Below are 19,441 nucleotides of genomic sequence, written 5' to 3' on the forward strand. Positions count from 1 at the left end.
GACGAGTTCCCCGCCAACCGCACCAGTGGGGCAGGTGCCGACCCCAGTCCGGGCAGCGGCGCTGTGACATGTGCTCGCCACAGGCCCAGCTGGTGCCCTATCCCGCGAATGGCCGGTTGCCGACGGGGCGGAGCGCACGGCAGAGTGCGCCGGGAGACCGCGGACAAACTGGTCGGATCGAACAAATCGCTGGCCCCGCGGATGAAGAGGGGTAAGTTCGGTCACCTGTTCGCACACTAACCAGTTGTGGGGAAGCCCGTCGATGGTCGCGGCGATCTCGCCCCTATTACGGACAGTGATGCAGTCATAACAGACGATACGGCATCTTCTTGACAAAGCAACTAGAGCGAATGAAGATTCATTCATGCTCGTTTGCCGTCCCACCATGACGCCATCGTCAGCAGACGATGGTCGCTCGCTGCTCCTCGGTGCGCACCGAGTGTCGGCAGTTCGATGTCGGAGCGACCAAGTATGCGGCGTACCACGAACTGCTCTGGCCGAGTTCGAAGGTGATGGCGATCGAGCAAGCGGTCGCTCCGCTGCTGCGCGTTTCGAAACGTTGATCGCGTCGAACCGGCGAGACGACGACGGATCGACAAACATCTGAAAGGCGATGATGAGCGAGTCCGTCCTGACCGCCACGCGATCACGGGAGGCCGGATCGCCGGACGTGCGCTTCCAGATACTGGGGCCCGTTCGCCTGTGGCGCGACAACCAAGAACTAGACGTAACGGCCCCACAGCGACGCGTGCTGCTTGCATTCCTGCTGGCCCGAGCGCAGCGCTCGGTAACCCCGGGCGAACTCATCGAGCTGCTCTGGGGACCCAGTGCGCCTGCGCATGCGATTAACAGTCTGCACCGCCATATCGGCGGTCTACGGCGTCAACTCGAGCCTGGCCTGCCGAGTAGGGCGGGTGGCCGGTGGCTGACCCTACGTGGGGGTGCCTACCGCATGGCCGTCGACGAAGGCTCTCTGGACCTGTTGCGATTTCGTCGATTGGTCACGCAGGCGCGGCAAGAGGAACCCGGACAAGCTCTCAGCCTTTATGCTGAGGCGCTTGGCCTGTGGCATGGCCCGGTTGCTGCCAACCTCGACCCAGGTAGCCGCGATCACCCCGTGTTCGGAACCATCGAGCGAGAACATGCTGCTGCGGTAGAGGGCTTCGCGCGGACCGCTCTGCACCATGGCGAGGTGTCGATGGCTCTGCCGATGCTGGTCGAGGCCGCAGAACGTCACCCCCTCGACGAGGCAGTACAGGCCCAGCTGCTGATCCTGCTGGCCGCCTCGGGAAAGCAGGCCGAAGCGGTCAGCCGATATGAACAGATTCGGCGTAGGCTTGCCGACGAACTGGGGGTCGACCCGGGAAACGCTCTACGCACCGCTTACGAGCAGGTCCTCCGACAGGAATTCCTTATCCCGGCCGAGGGCGCAACGGCGCCGGCGACCCAAACAGCCCAGAACATCACCGATACGCCGCGCCGCGAAGCGGTTTCCGCACCGAGCCGCCCTGCACAACTACCACTTGACCAGCGCATATTCGCACCCAGACCAGAAGTAGTCAGTCAAGTACATACGCTGGTACAGGACGCGGTAACCTCAGGTCCGGCATCGGTAGTCGTGGTCCTAGAAGGCATGCCAGGCATCGGAAAGACGACGACGGCAATCCACCTCGCGCATAAGCTGATTGATCAATACCCCGACGGGCAGCTCTACATCAATCTGCATGGCTTTGACGAGAATGACGCGGCACTCACAGCCGAGGAAGCTCTGCAGAACCTGATCATGGGCCTCGGCGTGGATCAGGGGAGCATACCCGCGGGCCGACAGGCCATGGCGGGGATGTATCGCACACTGCTCAGCGGGCGCAAGGTGCTGGTGGTCCTGGACAACGCGCGTGACATCGACCAAGTCAGCGACCTCCTTCCGGGGGCCGCGGGGTGCCTGACACTGGTGACCAGCCGACGACGGCTTACCTGGTTGCGGGCGACCGCCGGCGCCCACGTGATCTCGCTCGATCTGCCAGACCGCCAACAGGCCCGCTCATATCTAGCGCCGTACATCGGCCACGATCGCATCGCAGATGATTCCCATGTGATAGACGCGATCATCGATCAGTGCGGCCGGTTACCGCTGGCATTAGCAATTGTCGGGGTCCGCGCCGCTTCGTACCCCACACTGTCGATGAATGAGCTTCTCGCCGATCTCAGCGCCGCCCCCGAGCGGCTCGACGCATGGCAATCCGATGGCGTGCCCGGCGGTGTCCGCGCCATATTCGCCACCTCCTACCGCCAACTGTCGGCAGCTGCGGCGCGGATGTTCCGGTTGTTGTCCTTGCACCCAGGTGCGGACCTGACAGGCCCGATAGCCGCCAGTCTCGCAGCAGTCCCGACTCGCGTTGCGCACGCCGCGATGCAGGAGATACAACAAGTCGGCTTGATGCGCGAGGACCGCCCGGGGCGATTCTCCTGGCATAATCTTGTCCGGTCCTACGCAGGGGAGCTACGCGACGAACTCGAACCTAGCCTGGAACAACAACGTGCCATGGAGCGGCTGCTCCTGCACTATTGGCACACCGCGTCGAAAGCTCCCCGGCGGCATGAACCCTCTCTCGAAGCGCCACCGTGGAGTCCAGAATCCCCCGGGGTGACCCAACAAGTATTCCCAGACGCCGAGGCAGCGCTGTCCTGGTTCGAAAGCGAGCAGCACACCTATCACTCGATGATCCGCTACGCCGCAGAACACCAGTATGCCGAGATAGCATGGCGCCTCGCCTACGCGTTGCGCCCTTATCAACAGCTGCGAGCGCGATGGCAGGATTGGCTGGACCTGGCAACGGTTGTCCTCCAAGCAGTGCAACATGCAGATAACGCACAGGGCGCCGCCTACACCCACCACAGCATCGCCGGAGCGCTCTACTGGCATGCTCGGTTCGACGAGGCTCTCGAGCACCTGGACAGCGCGGGCAGGCTGTTCGAACAACTCGGCCTTGCCCGCGCCACGGCACACCTGCCCCTGAGCACGGCACAGGTACTGGTTGAGACGGGGCGTCTGCCCGAAGCATACGAACATGCTCATCGAGCCCAGCGGCTGCTACGCGCGCAGGGCGACGAGCGAGGCGAAGCCAAGGCCTGGTATTTCATCGCCGTCACGCACATCGGGGAAGGCTCCGTCGAGGATGCGCGTGAACCGCTCGAGTCCGCGATCAAGGGGTCTCGACGCGCGGGAGACCCAGTCGGGGAGGGGGCGGCGCTGTCACTCCTGGGCGACACTCTCAAGCAGGCCGGCAACTACGAACAGGCACTACGGAACTACGAGAGGAGTTTGGACCTGCAACGCGAAGCCGGGCACGTGGTCAACCTCAGTGACGGTTACCTGAGCCTCGCCGAGTGTCATCTGGCCCTGGGCGATGAGGAGGCGGCCGAAGACCTGTGTGCCCGGGCTTTGACGTTGGTCCCCGCGTTGGCCCTTGCCAACAGCCCAGCCGGAATTCATATGCGTGCACTGATGGAACAGGGACGACTACCGCTGGTGCACGGCGGAACCGGTGAGTGAGTCCCGCCTACGGCTTCTGAGCTGCGATGTGCATTGAGGTGACCGTCCATCGACGCCCAGATTTCCATGGAGCTTCCCCGTTACCCAGGGCGAGTGCGCTGGAACTGGCGGCACGTTAACGCAGGGAACATGCGTGAACGCGACCGACACCACAACTTGGCGGCGCACCCCAATTGCGCCCCCTCCGATTAAACGGTCCATCCGGTCGGCCTCCGCAACGACACGGGTTCGAACCAAAGGGCCTGTCCAGCCGGAGTTCACCGCAGTATCAGATCGAGACCGTGACTCTCACCATATGCTTGCTCACGCAAGTAAATGTTAGTCTCGGCTCATGACGCCTACGGAGGAGGCAGCAATGACCACTGCCCCGGTCGCCTATCGACCCCGCCATGCCGCCAACGAGCGCTGGCCTCGCATCAGTACCACCCCGTACCGGCCACGACGTCTCGCGGGATATGTGGCTACAACACAGACCGACACTCGCACGTCGCCCACGACCGAGCCGAACGGGACGAGCGATACAGCCGAGCACGAATAGTCACCGCGGCGCGCACAACTACCCTGCTCCGCCACATCCGCGCCCTGCCAATCGGCTGCACCCCATCCTCGGCTGGCAGAGATCAGTGGCCGGCGAAACTCCCAAGCAGGAGCAGCCCCGGCGACTTCGCTAAGCCGGAGCCGACGATACGGCGGGAAGGCCCGCCCCCTGCGACGCGGCGCAGTCGGTGTGGGCGGGCTCCACAACGGCAGACCCGCATGATGGGAGGCCTAGGACTGTTGCCAGAACGGGCGACTGGTGTCGAATCTGTTCGCTATCGCCGTCAACAAGGCTGCGCACACGGCGCAGTCTGCGGCGGCCGGGCGTCGCGGGTGATTCCGTACCGGGCGGGAACCGAGCCCGGCACAAAGCGGTCGGGTCGTCGGCGACGCTGCCGAGCTTGACAAGAAGGCGACCGCCTGGCCGACAGACGGTCGCACGATCGACTCACGGGTAGAGAAGCAAACACGGACTGAGGTTGCTCGCGCAAGCATGTGATAGCCTAACGGGAGCCGACCGCATAAACCCAAGGTGTGCAGATGCTGGAGTCGCCGCTCAACCCGGATGAGGAAGTCTTCTGGCGGTCTCTGCTGGTGCTTGTCGCCACGCTTCCTCGCCTCTTGGACGACGACCTCTCGCGGTCGACAGGGATCTCGCTGACGGAATACGCGACGCTCATGAACCTGTCCGAGGCCGAGAATCAGGAGCTACGGCTCACCGATCTGGCCAACGCGATCGGACTGTCGCTGAGCCGCATCAGCCGCGTCGCTGAGGACTTGCGATCACGGGGCCTGGTCAGCAAACGGCGCGCTGTGTCCGACACGCGGGGCAACATCGTCACCTTGACGCCCGCCGGCCTGGTTCGTCTGCAACAGGCTTATCCCGGACATCTGGAAAGCGCGCGCCGCCGGGTTATGGACTGCGTCGACCCGACCTGGCTCGTCCAGTCCGGCAAGGCTCTTTCCACTATTGTCGCCAACAGCAATTCGGTGGGCGAAGCGGAGGCCATACCGGCGTCGGAGCTACGGCCGGGCCGCAGATGAGCCGGTGTCAGCCCGGTTGTGGATCGGCATCGTCGTTCTTCGCGAATTCGTCCTTGTAGGGCTGACCACATTGAGATTGACGCAGTGCTTGCTCGCCACTCCACTAGGCTTCGACGAACCATGGCCGATGTATTCGACGGGCCGAGTGGTCGGCTGCTTCCGGACTATCGATCGCAACCGGCATGTCGGCACCTGCCGGACTGGCGGATGACATCCGGGTCCACGCGCACCGTCGTGCCTGCGTCCGGATGCCGCGGCGCCCGACCGGTTTACCCCGGCCCCGCGCGGCTGCTGGCCATCTGATGTCGCCGCGGCCAGGCCGGGAAGTCGAGGGCCCCGCTAATTCCCCCGGAATTGGTCCAGTGGCGCCGCGACGGCTTGTAGCGCCACTTGCCGGATGCTCGCCGCGGACCCGAAGCGGGCAACAGAGCCCACTTACCCATTGCGTACGTTGATGAATTTCCCCGACCCACCCGCCCGGGGAAATGTGCCTGCCGGATCTCGCCGTACCGACCGGATCGCTGCCAGGCCGGATCAGCCGACTCGTCGATGGCCCGCACCTTCAAGCCTGGCCACCAAGCGTCGGGCCGCCGGAGACACCGAGCAGCCTCGCCGCGATGTCCCGGCCGCTTCAGCCGCATCCGGATCGCCTGCCACCAACATCGACGCGGACGCAGCCAGGGGTTCCAGTCCGGCGATGGAGGTCGTCGTGGGAAAGCTGAACGACGCCGTCCCGGCGGTGTACATCGAGCCGGCCCAAGACTGAGCGCCGCGCACAGTGTCGCCGACGGGGAATCCCACCTTCGTGCGACCGGAGTATGCGGGGCGGACCTGCCCGTGATGGCCACCGGCCCCGGAGTGCTGGTTCTCGGTGATGTCGGGGTTGTCGCCGAAATTCCATAGCCCGCCGGTCACCACCGCCGCCTTCTGGGTCCCGGCGTACGCCGCGATCACTGCGTCGATGACAACCTGCTCATCGGCCGGAGCAAGCTGGCCGACGAGGATCAGGCCCTCGGCTTGGCGCAGCGCGTCAGCCAGCTGGCTCACGTCGTGGAGCTCCCCCAGCCAGGGGCGCGCGCCGGCCTCGCTGACCGCCTGAGCCGCCGCGTCACTGCGTACGATCGGCGGTAACTTGGTGACCGCGCGCCTGCAGCGCATGCAGGACGGCCGAGCCGATGTAACCGGTGCCACCGATCACAGCCATACGCATGATGTGTCTCCCGAACAATGTTGCCTGAGCATCTGACGTGCCGCTTGGCCCGACGGCTTTCGGTCACCTGCTGGACGGCTCAGACCTCTTGACGAAGCAAACACGAGACCACCTACTTGCCTGTACAAGCAATTAGGTGGTCTCGGTCGTCACAGCAGCAGACGACGCTTTCTAGGCAGGCCACCCCGCCTCTGGCGCTGTAACGAGGGACGCCCCGCGATGACTGCGCCTGGCGCGTATCCCGGCGCGATCATGAACCGAGTTAGCCTCAGCACATCGGCCGGGCGAGGGGGCGCCGCGAACCGCAGGACATGCCCTCTCAGAAGCTGCAAGTCAAATGCGGAGCGACCCCTGGGCCCGACGGGCTGCCACTTCTCGGGTCTCGCCAGCATTTGTCAGGTCTACTTCACCGCGCTTTCGATAAACTCAGATCCGGTCGCGTAGCCCTACAGCCGTTGCCTGCAGCGTGGTTTTCGGTCCTACGATCTACCGCCGACCCGGCGGGGTGTCGACACACTCGCCGGCTGCGTATCCACGATGTCGGCGACGTCTTGGCAGCTCACCGCGGCCGGTACACCACAGTCCTGGTCGCCAGGCTCTCATCTACCGTCTTATCCGGCCGAATACTTCACCGTGAACGCCCTGCGATCGCCGCTGCGCCGTGACCCTGTGCTGGCCATGATCGGCCTCGTGGTCCTGGCCGCCTCGGTGACCGCGGCAACGGACACAGGACAGGTCATCAACGCGGTGACCTGGCCAACGCTGACGGCCCTGTGCGGCGTCGCAGCGCTCAACGGGTTCCGCATCCGGCGCAACCCGCACAACACCACCGTCGAGCGGCGAATGTGGGGCTCGGTCAGCCTCGCCACGACGATCTTCCTAGTCAGCGACATCTGGCAGTTTGCAATGTTCCTTCGGGCTCCGGAAAGCACCGCCTCAGCGCTCGGAGGACCCGTCTACAGCGTCGGCGTATTGGCCGGCACGCTCTGCATGGTCGTTGCCTTGCTTGCCATGCCCCTACGACTGGGCACGCGACACGAGCGGGTTCGGTTCCTGCTTGACGCCGCGACCGTGCTGGTGTTCGCGGCAACTCTCGGCTGCTACTTCACCGCGACCGCGGGCGAGGCAGGCATTGCCGGGGCAGGCCGCATCTTCTCCCTGCTGTTGGGTCCCGCGATCTACATGGTGGCGGTATTCGCCCTGATCAAACTGCTTTTGATGCCCGTCAAGCCGTTCACCCCGCTCGCGGGCACACTGATGTCACTTTCCGCCGCCTTCGAAGGAGCCGCCACCGGCTTCCGCCCGTGGCTGGTCGCCCAAGGCCACATTCCCTGGCAGCAGGGCGCCACAATCATCGCTGTGGCGGCATTGGCCGCCGCGGCCCGCGTCGAGCACCTGCGCACGCGCTCCGGCCGGCCGAATCCGTCACAGTCCAGCCGCCGACCGTACAGCCTACTTCCCTACGCCGCCGTGGCCGGCACCTTCGCCTTGCTGATCGGTGTCCTGGCCGTTGACGGATGGCAGAGGCCCACCTGGATCGTTGTGGCAGGCTCGGCAATCAGCTCAGCGCTCGTAGTCGCGCGACAGCTGGTGGCATTCGCGGACAACGCCCACCTATTGGAACTGCTTGACGCCAAAGTCGCCGAGCTACACATGTCGCTCGCCGCTCGGGACCGGCTCGCCGCCGAGTTGGAACACCTCGCGTTCCATGACACGCTGACCGGCCTGGCAAACCGGGCGTTCTTTCAGCGCCACCTGGACGACCACGGCGGCAGACGCGCGGTGCTGCTGATCGACCTGGACGGCTTCAAGCCCATCAACGACAATTACGGCCACGCTGCTGGTGACGCTGTGCTGGTTTCAGTCGCCGCGAGGTTGCGCGCATTCGCCGGCCCCGGTGACCTGGTAGCCCGTCTTGGCGGCGACGAGTTCGCCGTGCTCACCGCCGGACCCCTCACCGCTGCAGAGGCTCAGACCCTGGCGGTGGCGCTTGCCACCGAAATACGGCAGCCGATGACCATACGCGGCTGCGAAATTCGGGTTGGCGCGAGCGTTGGTGTCGCCACCGGCCGCGACGGGCAAAGTGGGGCCGAGCTCCTTCACGACGCCGACACCGCCATGTACCGGCAGAAGGCCGACAACCGGCATCGCTACGGGCAACTCGGCGTCGACCTGTCCGAAGTCGCATCAAGCGGCGAACCTCTCCGTACCTGAGCTGCCCTCGGTTTAACGCAGGGATCAGTCTCAAGGCCAGGATGGGTCTACCAGCGCCACAACGCCTCGGACAACGATGTACGAGCCCAGCTCGCCGCGGCGCCCAGTTGCACCGGCGAGACCTCGTGCACACCCTGCCGCACCCCAGCGTCGTTCCAGCCCCGCAAGCGAAACCAGCAAGTCATCCCGCAGCCGAAGCTGAGCTCGCCCGCCAGCCACTCCCCCAGATGCGAGTCAACAGGGCGGACAAGACGCTGCGCAGCACCCTGCGCTCGTCAACCGGCCGACGACCGGACCAGAGGGGGCGGCTGTTTCGACGGCCGGAGGCTGACTGTTGAACTGCCGGTGCGTTCGCACGACGTCTAGATCGATTGCGACCAGCGGCCAAGCACGTCTACGGCCGATATCCACGCGGAGTTCAGCCTTATGTCTAAGTCGTCTATTTTCACGCGTATCGCTACAACATCGCCGCCCCAAACACGGCAACGCCTCATGCGACGAGCCTTGGTGCTCGGCGGCAGCATCGCTGGACTGTTCGCCGCTCGCGTGCTCAGCGACTACGCCGACGAGGTGCTGATCATCGAGCGTGACACCGCCGATGGCGCCAATCCTCGGCCTGGCGTACCGCAAGGCGGCCAAGTGCACGCCCTTCTGCCAGGAGGCCGCATCCAGCTCGACCGGTGGTTCCCCGACTTCTCACCAGAAGCAGTAGCGGCCGGCGCGGTGGAAGTGTCCATGAATGCCACCATGCGCATGTACATGGGCGACCGGCCACGGTCGGCCATACCGAGAAGGGCCGACGGCCAGGACGTCACATTGTTGATGACGCGACCAAGGCTGGAGTATCTGCTGCGTCGCCGCGTCGAACAGCTGCCGAACGTCTCGACGATCCATGGCCGAGCGACGGGCATCCACATCGAGGCTGGCCGCGTCACCGGAGTGACCTATGAACCCGCTGGCGCCGTTGTTGGGGAACTCCGCGTGGGCGCGGATTTCGTAGTCGATGCTATGGGTCGTGGCAGCAGGCTGACGGAATGGTTGACGGCGGCAGGGGTTCCAGTGCCCAAGCTCGAGCGAATTCCGATTAAGACGAACTACGTCACCACGGTGATACAGGCGGCGAATCCGGACGCACTTCCGCCGTTCGTGGGCTTTCACGGCGCGCCTCAAGGGGCCGCCACCGGGCTCGACGGCGCCGTTATCCTGACCGAGAACGGAAAGCGCATGGTGGTCCTCGCGGGCTACGACACCGACCGACCGACTCGCGACCTCGCCGACCTCCGCGATCGTGCCACGCGCGCCTACCCACCACCGTTCGCCGAGGCTCTGCAGGATGGATCCGTTATAGGTGAACCGGTCTCCTATCATCTTGCCGATAGCCGCCGCCGCGACTTCGATACCGTCGCGGAGCATCCGGCCCGGCTCGTTTCGCTGGGTGACGCGGTGTCGTCGTTCAATCCCGTCTATGGCCAAGGAATGACCAGCGCGGCCCTGCAGGCTTCGGCTCTGGCGGCGTACCTGCAAGCAGGGCCTGACCTGGATCGACCGGCTCTCGAGTACTTCCGGTCCGTGCGAACTGTCGTCGACGCCGCATGGCAGCCGTTGAGAATCGCGGACATGGCCCAGCCGCACCTGGCACACCTGCGTCCGCGTCATTATCCGATGCTTGCCCGGTTCGGAAATCTGATGCTGACCGCCTCGCAACGAAGCGTGAAGGTGCGGCAGCAACTCGACGAGGTTAGCTGGCTGATCGCGCACCCTGATCAGCTGAGTCGGCCTTCTTTTGTCCTTTCGGTGCTGACCAACGGCTTACGGCGCGAGCCAGCCGATAGTAAGTCGCAGAATTAAGCCTCGACGACGGCCAGCCGCCGACCGGCGACTGGCCGCTGCCGCCGGCTATCGGCGATGCCGCACCGGTAACGGCGCTGCGGGAAGCTACGGATCTGAGCACGGCCCGATCTCCCCCAGCGGCCACGAACATGCCGCCGATCCTGCTGCCGCCTCAGGTGAGCGCAGTATGAGTGGGGGCGTGAGGGGCTCTCGTTTCAGGCCGCCGGCTCCAGATTCCGTCCGGCGCGGCAGTGCATGCGATTAGTATTCAGGAAGCCCGCGGATGCTGCGGCCCATTTCGTCAGCCGCAGACTAGGAGCGCGTTTGCCGTTTGGCGTTCAAAATCTTGACTGCGACCTACCGGTTGGCGTGGATGGTGAATCCGTCGAACAGCAGGTTCTACCGACACTCGGCGCGGTGGTGCCGGCAGGCGACGCCCGCTCACCGACGACGATCGGTCCCTCACTCAAGCGCGGTCATTATCTCGTCTAGGAACAGCTCGGCGGCGGCCGTCAAGAGAAGGCAGCGAACCCGGACACCGCCTTGGGTACGACCGGGGCGGGTTCCATGGGACATGAGGGCCGCGATGCCCGGTGGTGGCGGTAATCTTCGGCAGGCACCATACGACTGGCCGGTCAGGCCGCCGGGTTGAACCTACGCCTGCGCGGCACGGGGTCACGCGTCGTCCGTCTGTCGGCGTAGTTTCGCCAGCGCCTTGGTGAGCAGCGCGACACGTGCATCTGAGAGACGCCGACCTGCTCAACGATCTCGGTCTAGGTGAGGTTGCTGTCGAAGCGCGGGCTGATGAGCTTCTGTTCTCGGTCGCCGAGCGCCGGTCAGCGCCGGCCCGAGCGCGATGCGCAGCTCGGTGGTGAGGCTGCCCGTCTCGGCCCCGACGGCTCGTAATGCGTCAAGATAGCGGCCACGTTGCCGGTAGCCCCGGCAGGGCTGGCTTGTTGCTGATGTCACGGTCCCAGTTACATTGGCGATCTTCATCGGAACCGACGGCGCAGGATACGGGCACCTTGCAGGAGGCCGGCCTGTCGTGCCGATCGGCGTGACATCAGGACCTGAGGGACGACGTGAATTCCTACAGCATCACCATCACCCCCGACGACGACAGCGGTAACAGCACGACCCTGACCGTGGACACCTCCACCGGACAGACGCGGATCACCAGCGTGCACATGCACGCCCCGGCCGGACTGACCGGCGCTCAGCTGCCCAGCGTGGACGTCGGACTGCTCCTGCAAGCCGTTTCCGGCCCCACGCCCACCCCCGCCGCGATCACCACCGACCCCGCGACCGTGCCGCAAACGGCACCGCACCCGGTGCCCGCGAACACCGACGTAACGGCCGACGAGTCCCCAGCGACCACCGCAACGGCGCCCGCGCAGTCCAACCCCAGGGAAACCACCGAGCACGCACCGGACGCGGCGCCCGCGAAACGGGCCAGCCGACGGAAGGCCGGCACGACCCCGGCCGCCGAGAGTGCGCAGCCACCCTCAAGCGGCACGCCTCGCGGTCGGAGCCGGTCGGCTCCGAGAAAAGGCTCACCGCGCAGGCGACCAGCCGAACAACCAGCCGCAGCCGCCGCGGGTGGTAATGCGGAGCGGGTTTACCGCAGGATGCCCGACGACTTCCCCGCCGTGTACCGCCAGGCCGGCACCGCTGCGGCGATCGCCGATCACTACGGCGTACCCCGCCACACCGCACAAGGCTGGATTCGGCGCCACAAGAAGAAGGACCCGACCGCCCAAAACTGACCACCGAGAACCAGGCAGTCGGCCAACAGCCGGAGCCCTTCCCCGCTGGTCAGACCACGGAGGAACACCATCGCTACCTGAGGACGCCCGAGCGGCCTCTCGTACTCTTGACCAGCCGGCGGGCGCTGTACCCGCAACCGCCCGCCGGCACCCGGCCGCCGACCACGGCGCAACTAGCACCACGCCGACTCGAACTCACCCGGCCTGCCGCCCGGCGGAGGTGTTGTCGGTTTGCCCGCCAGGCGTCGGCCAGGGTCGTTGGCGGGCGAAAGCGGTCGCGGCCCACACCCGATGGAAGTAGTGCTGACGGACCGCGACGTCCGGACGGCGAGGTATGCCTGGCTTGGCGGCGGTGGTCAGCCGTCTTGCGTGAGTATCCCGGTGAGCAGGGCGCCGACGATCGGATAAGTGCCGAGCGGGATCAGGTCGCGACGGCGCACACGTTTGCCCCTGAGTAGAGCAGCGGCGACGACGGCGGACAGCAACCAAGGCACGGAGGCGCCAAGCATGCCACGCCCCAGCAGACCTGCCAGACGGAAGCCGCTCGCCCGGAGTTGCCCTTATGGCGAGCAGTGCCAACGCGAGACAGACCAGCCCGACAGCCACGCCGTGTAACCATTCTAGTGGCGTTGGTTAGCTTGCCTTCCGCGCGAATCGCCATTTCGAGTATGTTGGATTTGATCGCGTTCGCTACCGGCGAGCGGAGGCGCTCCAACACGCACCACACTGGCAGTGTGGGGGTCGACCGCCGGCCCTTGGCAATTACAGTAACAGCCCATCGGCGCGTTTCCGACTCTTTATCGTCATTATCATGGTGAACCCTTCTGGACGGCCGCGTAGCCGGCGGGACGCTACGGTGCACAAACTCGCTGCCGAGCTTGGCATTGGAGATCTCGAGAAGTTCCTTCGGGCATGTATCGCTAATGTCGCGGTAATGGGTAGCGCGACCGCCGCATCCGAGAGTGCACCAAAGATGCGGTACACGGTCGACGAGGCTGCGGCGCTTCTTGGTGTGTCGGCGAGATGGCTTGCCGATGAGTGTCGCGCCGAGCGGGTGGAACATGTTCGTCTCGCTCGGCATCGCTTTTTCACCCATGATCTGTTGCTGCGTTTGTTGGCGAGTCGTGAGGTGAAGTCTGTTGAGAAAGAAGCTGATCGTGATCTTGAGCGGATAATGCGACGACTCAAGCGCCGCGGGTTAACCGATAGCCAGCGTTGAACTGACCACGCCCGGGCAGATCACCGGCACTATTGCGCGGTCGAGTAGGGATGAATGCAGCCGTCGGCCTCCTCGTTCTGTTCGAACCAAGCGATGACATCGGACGCGGCGGCACCGAAGGTGTTGACGACGCCGTCGGATTGCGGGTGGTAAAGCCATTGGTGATCGAGGTCGTCGAACGCTGCGTCCTCGAAGCCCTTGTAAAGTTCGCCGGCAGCTTCCGCATCGACGATCTCGTGCTCCACGAGAAGGTTCCGGGCGCGCTCCACGACCAAGCTCAGAGCCAGCGCCTCGCCGACGGAGGCCGGCGCGGACCAGCAGTCCAAAGACAGCCGGGCGGTGACCGCTACCGTCGCGACGAGGAAGCTGCGGGCAAAACGAGCGTCGTAGCGTGACGCGAAGCGCTCCGGCAGGTCGGCCAGGACCAGGAAGTCGCGACGGTCGCCGGGCGCGGTGTCGCCGCCCACGGCCAGCATCTCGATGTCCATGAAGAGTTCGTCGATGACGATCGTCGTCGCGACGATCAAAGCGCCGGCGGCCAGTCTTCCCAGATCGCCTGACCCATCAGTGTCGTCGAAGGTGGCCTCGTTGAAGGCCCGTATGGACGAGGCGTCGTGGATGGTTCTGACGCGCCAGTCGATGGACTCGTCATGGTTGTCAGTCATCGGGGTGCTCCTGTTCGGAGATGCCGAGAATGGTGAGGAGGTTCTCGACCGAAATGACGTAACGCTTGCCGACTCGCAGCACGGGGACCGGGAAGGTGCCATTGCGAGCGAGTCTGTAGGCGGTGGTCCGCCCGATGCCCAGGACCGAGGCCGCTGTTTCGACGTCGGTCGCAAGCCCGAGCTTGCGGACCTCCGCCACTGTCCAGACACGTTTGGACACAGGTTCCTCCTCGCGGCGCTCCACGCAACCTCGACAGGTCCGCGGGCAGGCTTATCGGCCGGCGCCCCGCGTTTCGTTCTGCCGCCATCGCACCCCACAAGGTCATCACACGGCCGCGATCGACGACAGTTGGCTCCGGTGGTCCCCCGTGGTCCCCACAGCTCGTACGAGCCCTGGGTAGCGGCTCACGCCGCCTCGTCGTCCAACGCTGAGTCCATCAACTCGGCGGCCTTGCGTTCGCTTTCCGGCAGGACGTGGGTGTAGACCTCGCGGGTGGTGCGAGCGTCAGCGTGACCGAGCCTCTTCTGCATGACGTGTTCGGGTACACCGGCGTCGGCACCGGCTGTCGCCGAGGTGTGCCGGGCGTCGTGCAGCACAATCACCGGGACCTCGGCGGCGGTACAGGCGTCTTCCCAGCGATCGGTGAAGTAGCGCGGGTAGTAGGGTTCGCCGTCCTCTCGGGGGAAGACGTAGCCGTAGTCGTGATACAGCAGTCCGGCGACCGCCTTCTCCTCGTCCTGGCGAGCCTTGTGCTCACGCAGCACACGCACCATCGCCGGCCCGATCGCGATGGGACGCCGGCTCTTGCCCTTTGGCGACTTCTCGATCACCTTGTTGCCACAGATCGTGCGCTGAATGTGGATGTAGACGATCCCATTTTCGAGATCGACCTTGGACCAGCGCAGGCCCGCGATCTCCCCGCGGCGGGTTCCCGCGACCACGGCGAGCGCCCACGCCGCGTACAGGCGAGAGTCGCGATGGAATTTCAGGAACTGCTTCGACTCCTTCGGCGTCCACACACCCTTGCGACCATGATCCTCCCGTTGAGCCGGGCGGGGTTGCCGCACCGCTCCGAGGTCGATGCCCAGATCTTTGAACGCTTTCATCAGCACCCGATGCACGGTCCGAACAGTCGTCTCCGACAGCGGCTTCTTGCCCGCACCGCCCTCTTTCACCAGCGTCTTGTACATGTCCTGGACGACCCGCTTGTCAAGGCTGTAGAGCTGCCGGCCGCCGATGTGCGGAATCACGTACATCCGGAACAGGTTGCGGTAGTTGTCCAGAGTGGTTTCTTCGACGTCGAGTTCCCGCTCCGAGAGCCAGCCGGAGAGCTCGGCGGCGACACTGCCGTCCGCGCCGATGGCGGCCTCACCAAAGGCCTTGCGCGCTTCGGATTCCGCTTTCTCGGCTGCGGTTTCAGTGGCGAATCCTCGTCGCTTGTGCTGGCGGCGCTTGCCGTCGTCGCCGGGCGGCAGGTCGATGACGAAGTACCACAGCGTCTTGGTGGAGGTTTGGTACGAGCCGATGGTCATTGGGACGTCCCTGTGGTCACAGAGTTGAGCTGACCTCATCCACGGTAGGCCCGTCTGTGACCACGCCTGTGACCACAAGATCCACTAGAGCGATCTTGGTCGAGCGACGTTCGTCCATTGAAAAAGCCGTTGACCAGGACTTTCGTCCTCGTCAACGGCTTGAAAAAGCTGGTCGGGCTGACAGGATTTGAACCTGCGACCCCTTGACCCCCAGTCAAGTGCGCTACCAAGCTGCGCTACAGCCCGATGCCACCCGGTAACCTCACCGCGCGGCAACCTCTACACCCTACCAACCCCTAGCCATGGGCTTTCCCGCGACCCCCCGGCCCGAGCTTCTTCCGCGGCTTCACGGACACCTCGATCGGCGACCCCTCGAACCCGAACTCCTCCCGGAGCTTGCGTTCGATGAACCGAAGGTACCCAGCGTCAAGCGGCCCGGTGGTGAACAGCACGAACCGAGGCGGCGCCACCCCCGCTTGCGTGGCGAACAGGATCCGGGGAGCCCGCCCACCCCGAACGGGGTGCGGTGTGGCCTGGGCCAGCGCGGTGATCCACTGGTTCAGGGCCCCGGTAGGCACCCGCTGCTCCCACGAGGCGAGGGCCCGGCGGATAGCGGGCGCAAGCTTGTCCACAGCCCGCCCGGTCTTGGCGGAGATGTTGACCCGCACGGCCCACGGGATCCGCTTCAGCTCCCGGTCGATCTCCTTGTCGAGGTAGAACCGCCGGTCCTCATCGACCAGGTCCCACTTGTTGAAGGCGATCACCAGCGCCCGCCCGGCCTCGACCACCTGGCTCAGCACCCGCTGGTCCTGCTCGGAGATGACCTCTCCGGCGTCGAGCAGCACGACCGCGACCTCGGCGGCTTCGACGGCGCCGGCCGTGCGGAGGGACGCGTAGTACTCCGTACCGGAAGCCTGGTTGACTCTTTTGCGGAGCCCGGCGGTGTCGACGAACTGCCAGATCTCGCCGTCCATCTCCACCAGGCTGTCGACCGGGTCGACGGTGGTGCCGGCGACGGAGTCGACGACCGCGCGCTCTTCCTTGGAGACCTTGTTCAGCAGCGACGACTTACCGACGTTGGGCCGGCCGACGAGGGCGACCCGGCGGGGGCCGCGCGGCCCGTCCTCGATGATCGGCGGCGGCGACGGCAGCGCGTTGAGGATGTCGTCGAGCAGGTCGCCCGACCCGCGCCCGTGCAGGGCGGAGATCGTGTGCGGCTCCCCCAGCCCCAGGGACCAGAGGGAGACAGCCTCCAGCTCGAGGTTCTGATTGTCTGCTTTGTTGGCGACCAGAATGACCGGTTTGTGCGATCGGCGGAGCATGCGAACGGCGGCTTCGTCCACGTCGGTTGCGCCGACCGTCACGTCGACGACGAAGACGACGACGTCGGCGGTCTGCACGGCGATCTCGGCCTGGGCGGCGATGGCGGCGGCGCGATCCTTGGCGTCCGGCTCCCAGCCGCCGGTGTCGACGACCGTGAAGCGTCGTCCGTTCCATTGGGCGTCGTAGGGCACGCGGTCCCGGGTCACTCCGGGCACGTCTTCGACGACCGCCTGGCGGCGGCCGATGATGCGGTTGACCAGCGTCGACTTGCCCACGTTGGGGCGGCCTACGACGGCGACCACGGGAACCGGGCCGAGCGACGACGAAGATGCGTCGAGGTCGGCGACGGGGAGCTCACTCACTTAGACACCTTTGGAATTCAGAAGCTTCAACAAATAGGCGACAACCTCGTCGATGCCCATGCCGGTCGTGTCGACCTCGATGGCATCGGAGGCGACCCGCAGCGGGTCGACGGCACGAGAGGAGTCGAGCTTGTCTCGACGGGCGAGAGAAGCCTCGGTGGCGGCGACGTCAGAAGCGTCTTCCGCGCTGCGCCGGGCCGCGCGGGCGGCGGCGGAAGCGGTCAAATATACCTTCAGGTCTGCGGTCGGGGCGACGACCGAGGCGATGTCACGGCCCTCGACGACGATGCGCGGGTGGCCGGCGATGATGGCCTGCTGGAGGGCGACCAACTGCTTGCGTACGGCGGGGACGGCCGCAACCGCGGAGACGGCCCCGGTGACCTCGGGCCCGCGGATGGGTGCGTCGACATTGGTGCCGTTGGCCGCGAAGTGCGGCGCGAGCGGGTCGGTGCCGATCGACAGTTCGGTCTCCAGTGCGATCTTCGTGATCGCGTCGGGATCCGTGAGGTCGACTCCGGCTTGCAGGACTGCCCAGGTCACGGCTCGGTACATGGCGCCGGTGTCGAGGTAGACGCCGTCGAGGGCGGAGGCCAGGCGCCGGGAGACGGTGGACTTGCCCGAGCCGGAGGGCCCGTCGACGGCCACTACGCACTTCTCGGGCCGCACTTCTTCCGCCACCGTTCCTCCAGAGTTTCGCCCACCTGTAAAAAGCAACCCTCCCATTGTGCCCGTCCGTCCGCGCATCGACTAACTAGGGTATGTTACCGGTCAGTAACCACGGAGGGAGTCGACATGCCTACGCTCGACCGCCACGACGCCGTCTTCGTCCTCGATCTGGGCGACGGCGAGAACCGCTTGCACCCCGACTGGCTGACCAGCGTGAACGCCCTGCTGGACGAGGTGGAGAAGGCCGACGATCCGAAGGCGCTGGTGACCACCGCGAGCGGGAAGATCTGGTCCAACGGTCTCGATCTCGAATGGCTGATGGAGAACCCTGAGCAATTCCCGGCGTACACCGCAAGCGTTCACAAACTCCTCGCCCGCGTGCTCAGCCTGCCCATGATCACCGTGGCGGCCCTGCAGGGCCACACCTTCGCGGCCGGGGCGATGCTGTCGCTTTGCCACGATTTCCGGGTGATGCGCGCGGACCGCGGATTCTGGTGCCTGCCCGAGGCCGACATCAACATCCCCTTCACGGTGGGCATGAACGCGCTCATCCAGTCGCGGCTGACGCCGCAGACCGCCCACCTGGCGATGGTCACGGCCCGGCGATTCGGCGGCGAGGAGGCGTACGCCCACCAGATCGTCGACGAAGCCCTCCCCGAACCCGAGATCCGGGACCGGGCGATCGCCCTCGCCACCGCCCACGTTGCCAAGGCCGGACCGGCACTGCAAACCATCAAGACCCGGGCGTACGCCTCCGTGCTCGCCGCGCTGCAGGCCGAGTCCGAACCCCGGTCGTAAACCCCTACTCGTACGGCTGGGAAGGCGCCGGGATCTCCTGCCACGACACGACCTCGAGGTAGGCGATGTCCGCCTTGTTCAGTGGGTCCTTGCCCACCTCGGTGCTGTACCGGCCGACGGCCCGCACCCAGGTGCCGTCGGCGAGCCCGGCCGGCGCCTGCCCGGTCAGCGCGACCTTGATCGGCCGGCCGTCGGCGGCGCAGCAGTTCAACACGATGCGGGCCAGCGCGGGCCGGCCGTCCGGTCCACCGGTGATGAACCCGGTGAGCTCGACGGTGCGCCCGGTCAGGCTCCGGCCGCCGTCCAGCAGGGCGCGGGCCGCGTACTGAAGAAGGGGAACCTGGGCCGGGTCGCCCGCCGGCAGCGGCGGATAGTCCGACTCGGCGGAGACCGTGACGGTTCCGGACTTGGCGGCGGCGAAGGAGCTCAGCGGCTTCGGCGAGACCAGCAGCAGGCCCAGCGCGGGCAGCAGGAGCAGCCACCCGATCCGCGACTGGTGATGACCGTGGCCGTCGTCGTCGTGGCCGTCGTGCGCCCGAGCGCCCGGCCGGAGTTCCTGCCACAGGGTGACCACCGCGACGGCGACCAGCAGCACACCGGCGACGATCAGCAGCGGCCGGAGGCCGGCCTTCACGTACCGCAGGTAGGTGCCGTTGATGCTGATCTTCACGACCGCACCGCCGAGAAGCAGCAGCAGGATGCCCTGGATGCGCCGGTTCAT

General features: G+C 65.9%; 15 protein-coding genes, 1 tRNA gene and 1 pseudogene. 8 read left to right on the plus strand and 9 right to left on the minus strand.

Features of this window, described 5'->3' with window-relative positions:
* Positions 1–616: 616 nt before the first annotated feature.
* From Ato02nite_RS53060 to Ato02nite_RS24075, 3 genes and pseudogenes are all read left to right on the plus strand, one after another.
* Positions 617–940 (plus strand): annotated as a pseudogene (locus Ato02nite_RS53060) (AfsR/SARP family transcriptional regulator); the annotation flags it as partial.
* 12 nt (positions 941–952) lie between these two features.
* Entirely contained in the window at positions 953–3,553 is a 2,601-nt protein-coding gene (locus Ato02nite_RS24070) for an AfsR/SARP family transcriptional regulator (RefSeq protein ID WP_246607357.1), read from the plus strand.
* A gap of 1,077 nt (positions 3,554–4,630) precedes the next feature.
* Positions 4,631–5,134, plus strand: coding sequence for a MarR family winged helix-turn-helix transcriptional regulator (locus tag Ato02nite_RS24075; RefSeq protein ID WP_213008865.1), 504 nt, complete (start codon positions 4,631–4,633; stop codon positions 5,132–5,134).
* Between the two features lie 534 nt (positions 5,135–5,668).
* Here Ato02nite_RS24075 and Ato02nite_RS24080 read toward each other — a convergent pair.
* Both Ato02nite_RS24080 and Ato02nite_RS53065 read right to left on the minus strand, forming a co-directional pair.
* Positions 5,669–6,181 (minus strand): hypothetical protein, encoded by a 513-nt coding sequence (locus Ato02nite_RS24080; protein WP_213008866.1) that lies wholly within the window; start codon positions 6,179–6,181, stop codon positions 5,669–5,671.
* A gap of 61 nt (positions 6,182–6,242) precedes the next feature.
* Entirely contained in the window at positions 6,243–6,344 is a 102-nt protein-coding gene (locus Ato02nite_RS53065; RefSeq protein ID WP_213008867.1) for an NAD-dependent epimerase/dehydratase family protein, read from the minus strand.
* 633 nt (positions 6,345–6,977) lie between these two features.
* Between Ato02nite_RS53065 and Ato02nite_RS24090 the strand changes: the two genes are divergently transcribed.
* The 4 genes from Ato02nite_RS24090 to Ato02nite_RS24105 all read left to right on the plus strand — a co-directional run bounded on the left by Ato02nite_RS24090 (position 6,978) and on the right by Ato02nite_RS24105 (position 13,373).
* The gene (locus Ato02nite_RS24090) at positions 6,978–8,558 is read left to right on the plus strand and encodes a GGDEF domain-containing protein (protein ID WP_213008868.1); all 1,581 of its coding nucleotides are present in this window, start codon (positions 6,978–6,980) and stop codon (positions 8,556–8,558) included.
* 507 nt (positions 8,559–9,065) lie between these two features.
* Positions 9,066–10,406: an NAD(P)/FAD-dependent oxidoreductase gene (locus tag Ato02nite_RS24095; RefSeq protein WP_213008869.1), complete on the plus strand. Its 1,341-nt coding sequence runs from the start codon at positions 9,066–9,068 to the stop codon at positions 10,404–10,406.
* 1,064 nt (positions 10,407–11,470) lie between these two features.
* The gene (locus Ato02nite_RS24100; protein WP_213008870.1) at positions 11,471–12,154 is read left to right on the plus strand and encodes a hypothetical protein; all 684 of its coding nucleotides are present in this window, start codon (positions 11,471–11,473) and stop codon (positions 12,152–12,154) included.
* Between the two features lie 934 nt (positions 12,155–13,088).
* On the plus strand, positions 13,089–13,373 hold the full coding sequence (locus tag Ato02nite_RS24105) for a helix-turn-helix domain-containing protein (RefSeq protein WP_213008871.1): 285 nt from the start codon (positions 13,089–13,091) through the stop codon (positions 13,371–13,373).
* Between the two features lie 29 nt (positions 13,374–13,402).
* Here Ato02nite_RS24105 and Ato02nite_RS24110 read toward each other — a convergent pair whose 3' ends face one another.
* From Ato02nite_RS24110 to cmk, 6 genes are all read right to left on the minus strand, one after another.
* Entirely contained in the window at positions 13,403–14,038 is a 636-nt protein-coding gene (locus Ato02nite_RS24110) for a hypothetical protein (protein WP_213008872.1), read from the minus strand.
* Entirely contained in the window at positions 14,031–14,258 is a 228-nt protein-coding gene (locus Ato02nite_RS24115) for a helix-turn-helix transcriptional regulator (RefSeq protein WP_246607358.1), read from the minus strand. The genes Ato02nite_RS24110 and Ato02nite_RS24115 overlap by 8 nt, the downstream gene beginning before the upstream one ends.
* A 185-nt stretch (positions 14,259–14,443) precedes the next feature.
* A complete protein-coding gene (locus Ato02nite_RS24120; protein ID WP_213008874.1) occupies positions 14,444–15,571 on the minus strand; it encodes a site-specific integrase in 1,128 nt (375 codons plus the stop codon).
* Positions 15,572–15,740: 169 nt separating this feature from the next.
* Positions 15,741–15,817 (minus strand) — tRNA-Pro (locus Ato02nite_RS24125).
* A 50-nt stretch (positions 15,818–15,867) separates the two neighbouring features.
* A complete protein-coding gene (der, locus tag Ato02nite_RS24130; RefSeq protein WP_213008875.1) occupies positions 15,868–17,256 on the minus strand; it encodes a ribosome biogenesis GTPase Der in 1,389 nt (462 codons plus the stop codon).
* Positions 17,257–17,934, minus strand: a complete 678-nt coding sequence (cmk, locus tag Ato02nite_RS24135; RefSeq protein ID WP_246607359.1) for a (d)CMP kinase — start codon at positions 17,932–17,934, stop codon at positions 17,257–17,259.
* A gap of 114 nt (positions 17,935–18,048) precedes the next feature.
* Here cmk and Ato02nite_RS24140 point away from each other — a divergent pair, with 114 nt between their 5' ends.
* Complete coding sequence (locus tag Ato02nite_RS24140) at positions 18,049–18,720, plus strand: enoyl-CoA hydratase-related protein (RefSeq protein WP_213008876.1); 672 nt, start codon at positions 18,049–18,051, stop codon at positions 18,718–18,720.
* A gap of 4 nt (positions 18,721–18,724) precedes the next feature.
* Here the strand turns inward: Ato02nite_RS24140 and Ato02nite_RS24145 are convergent, their stop codons facing one another.
* Positions 18,725–19,441 carry a TIGR03943 family putative permease subunit gene (locus Ato02nite_RS24145; RefSeq protein ID WP_213008877.1) on the minus strand — a complete coding sequence of 239 codons (717 nt, stop codon included), beginning with the start codon at positions 19,439–19,441 and terminating at the stop codon, positions 18,725–18,727.

Source organism: Paractinoplanes toevensis, from assembly GCF_018332695.1.
Classification (GTDB): Bacteria; Actinomycetota; Actinomycetes; order Mycobacteriales; family Micromonosporaceae; genus Actinoplanes; species Actinoplanes toevensis.

Excerpts from the sequence above, each read along its gene's own strand:
- Ato02nite_RS24120 (WP_213008874.1), bottom strand. The coding sequence starts at position 15,571 with ATGACCATCGGCTCGTACCAAACCTCCACCAAGACGCTGTGGTACTTC.
- Ato02nite_RS24070 (WP_246607357.1), top strand. The coding sequence starts at position 953 with ATGGCCGTCGACGAAGGCTCTCTGGACCTGTTGCGATTTCGTCGATTG.
- Ato02nite_RS24110 (WP_213008872.1), bottom strand. The coding sequence starts at position 14,038 with ATGACTGACAACCATGACGAGTCCATCGACTGGCGCGTCAGAACCATC.
- Ato02nite_RS24140 (WP_213008876.1), top strand. The coding sequence starts at position 18,049 with ATGCCTACGCTCGACCGCCACGACGCCGTCTTCGTCCTCGATCTGGGC.
- Ato02nite_RS24075 (WP_213008865.1), top strand. The coding sequence starts at position 4,631 with ATGCTGGAGTCGCCGCTCAACCCGGATGAGGAAGTCTTCTGGCGGTCT.
- Ato02nite_RS24145 (WP_213008877.1), bottom strand. The coding sequence starts at position 19,441 with ATGAACCGGCGCATCCAGGGCATCCTGCTGCTGCTTCTCGGCGGTGCG.
- Ato02nite_RS24105 (WP_213008871.1), top strand. The coding sequence starts at position 13,089 with ATGGGTAGCGCGACCGCCGCATCCGAGAGTGCACCAAAGATGCGGTAC.
- Ato02nite_RS53065 (WP_213008867.1), bottom strand. The coding sequence starts at position 6,344 with ATGCGTATGGCTGTGATCGGTGGCACCGGTTACATCGGCTCGGCCGTC.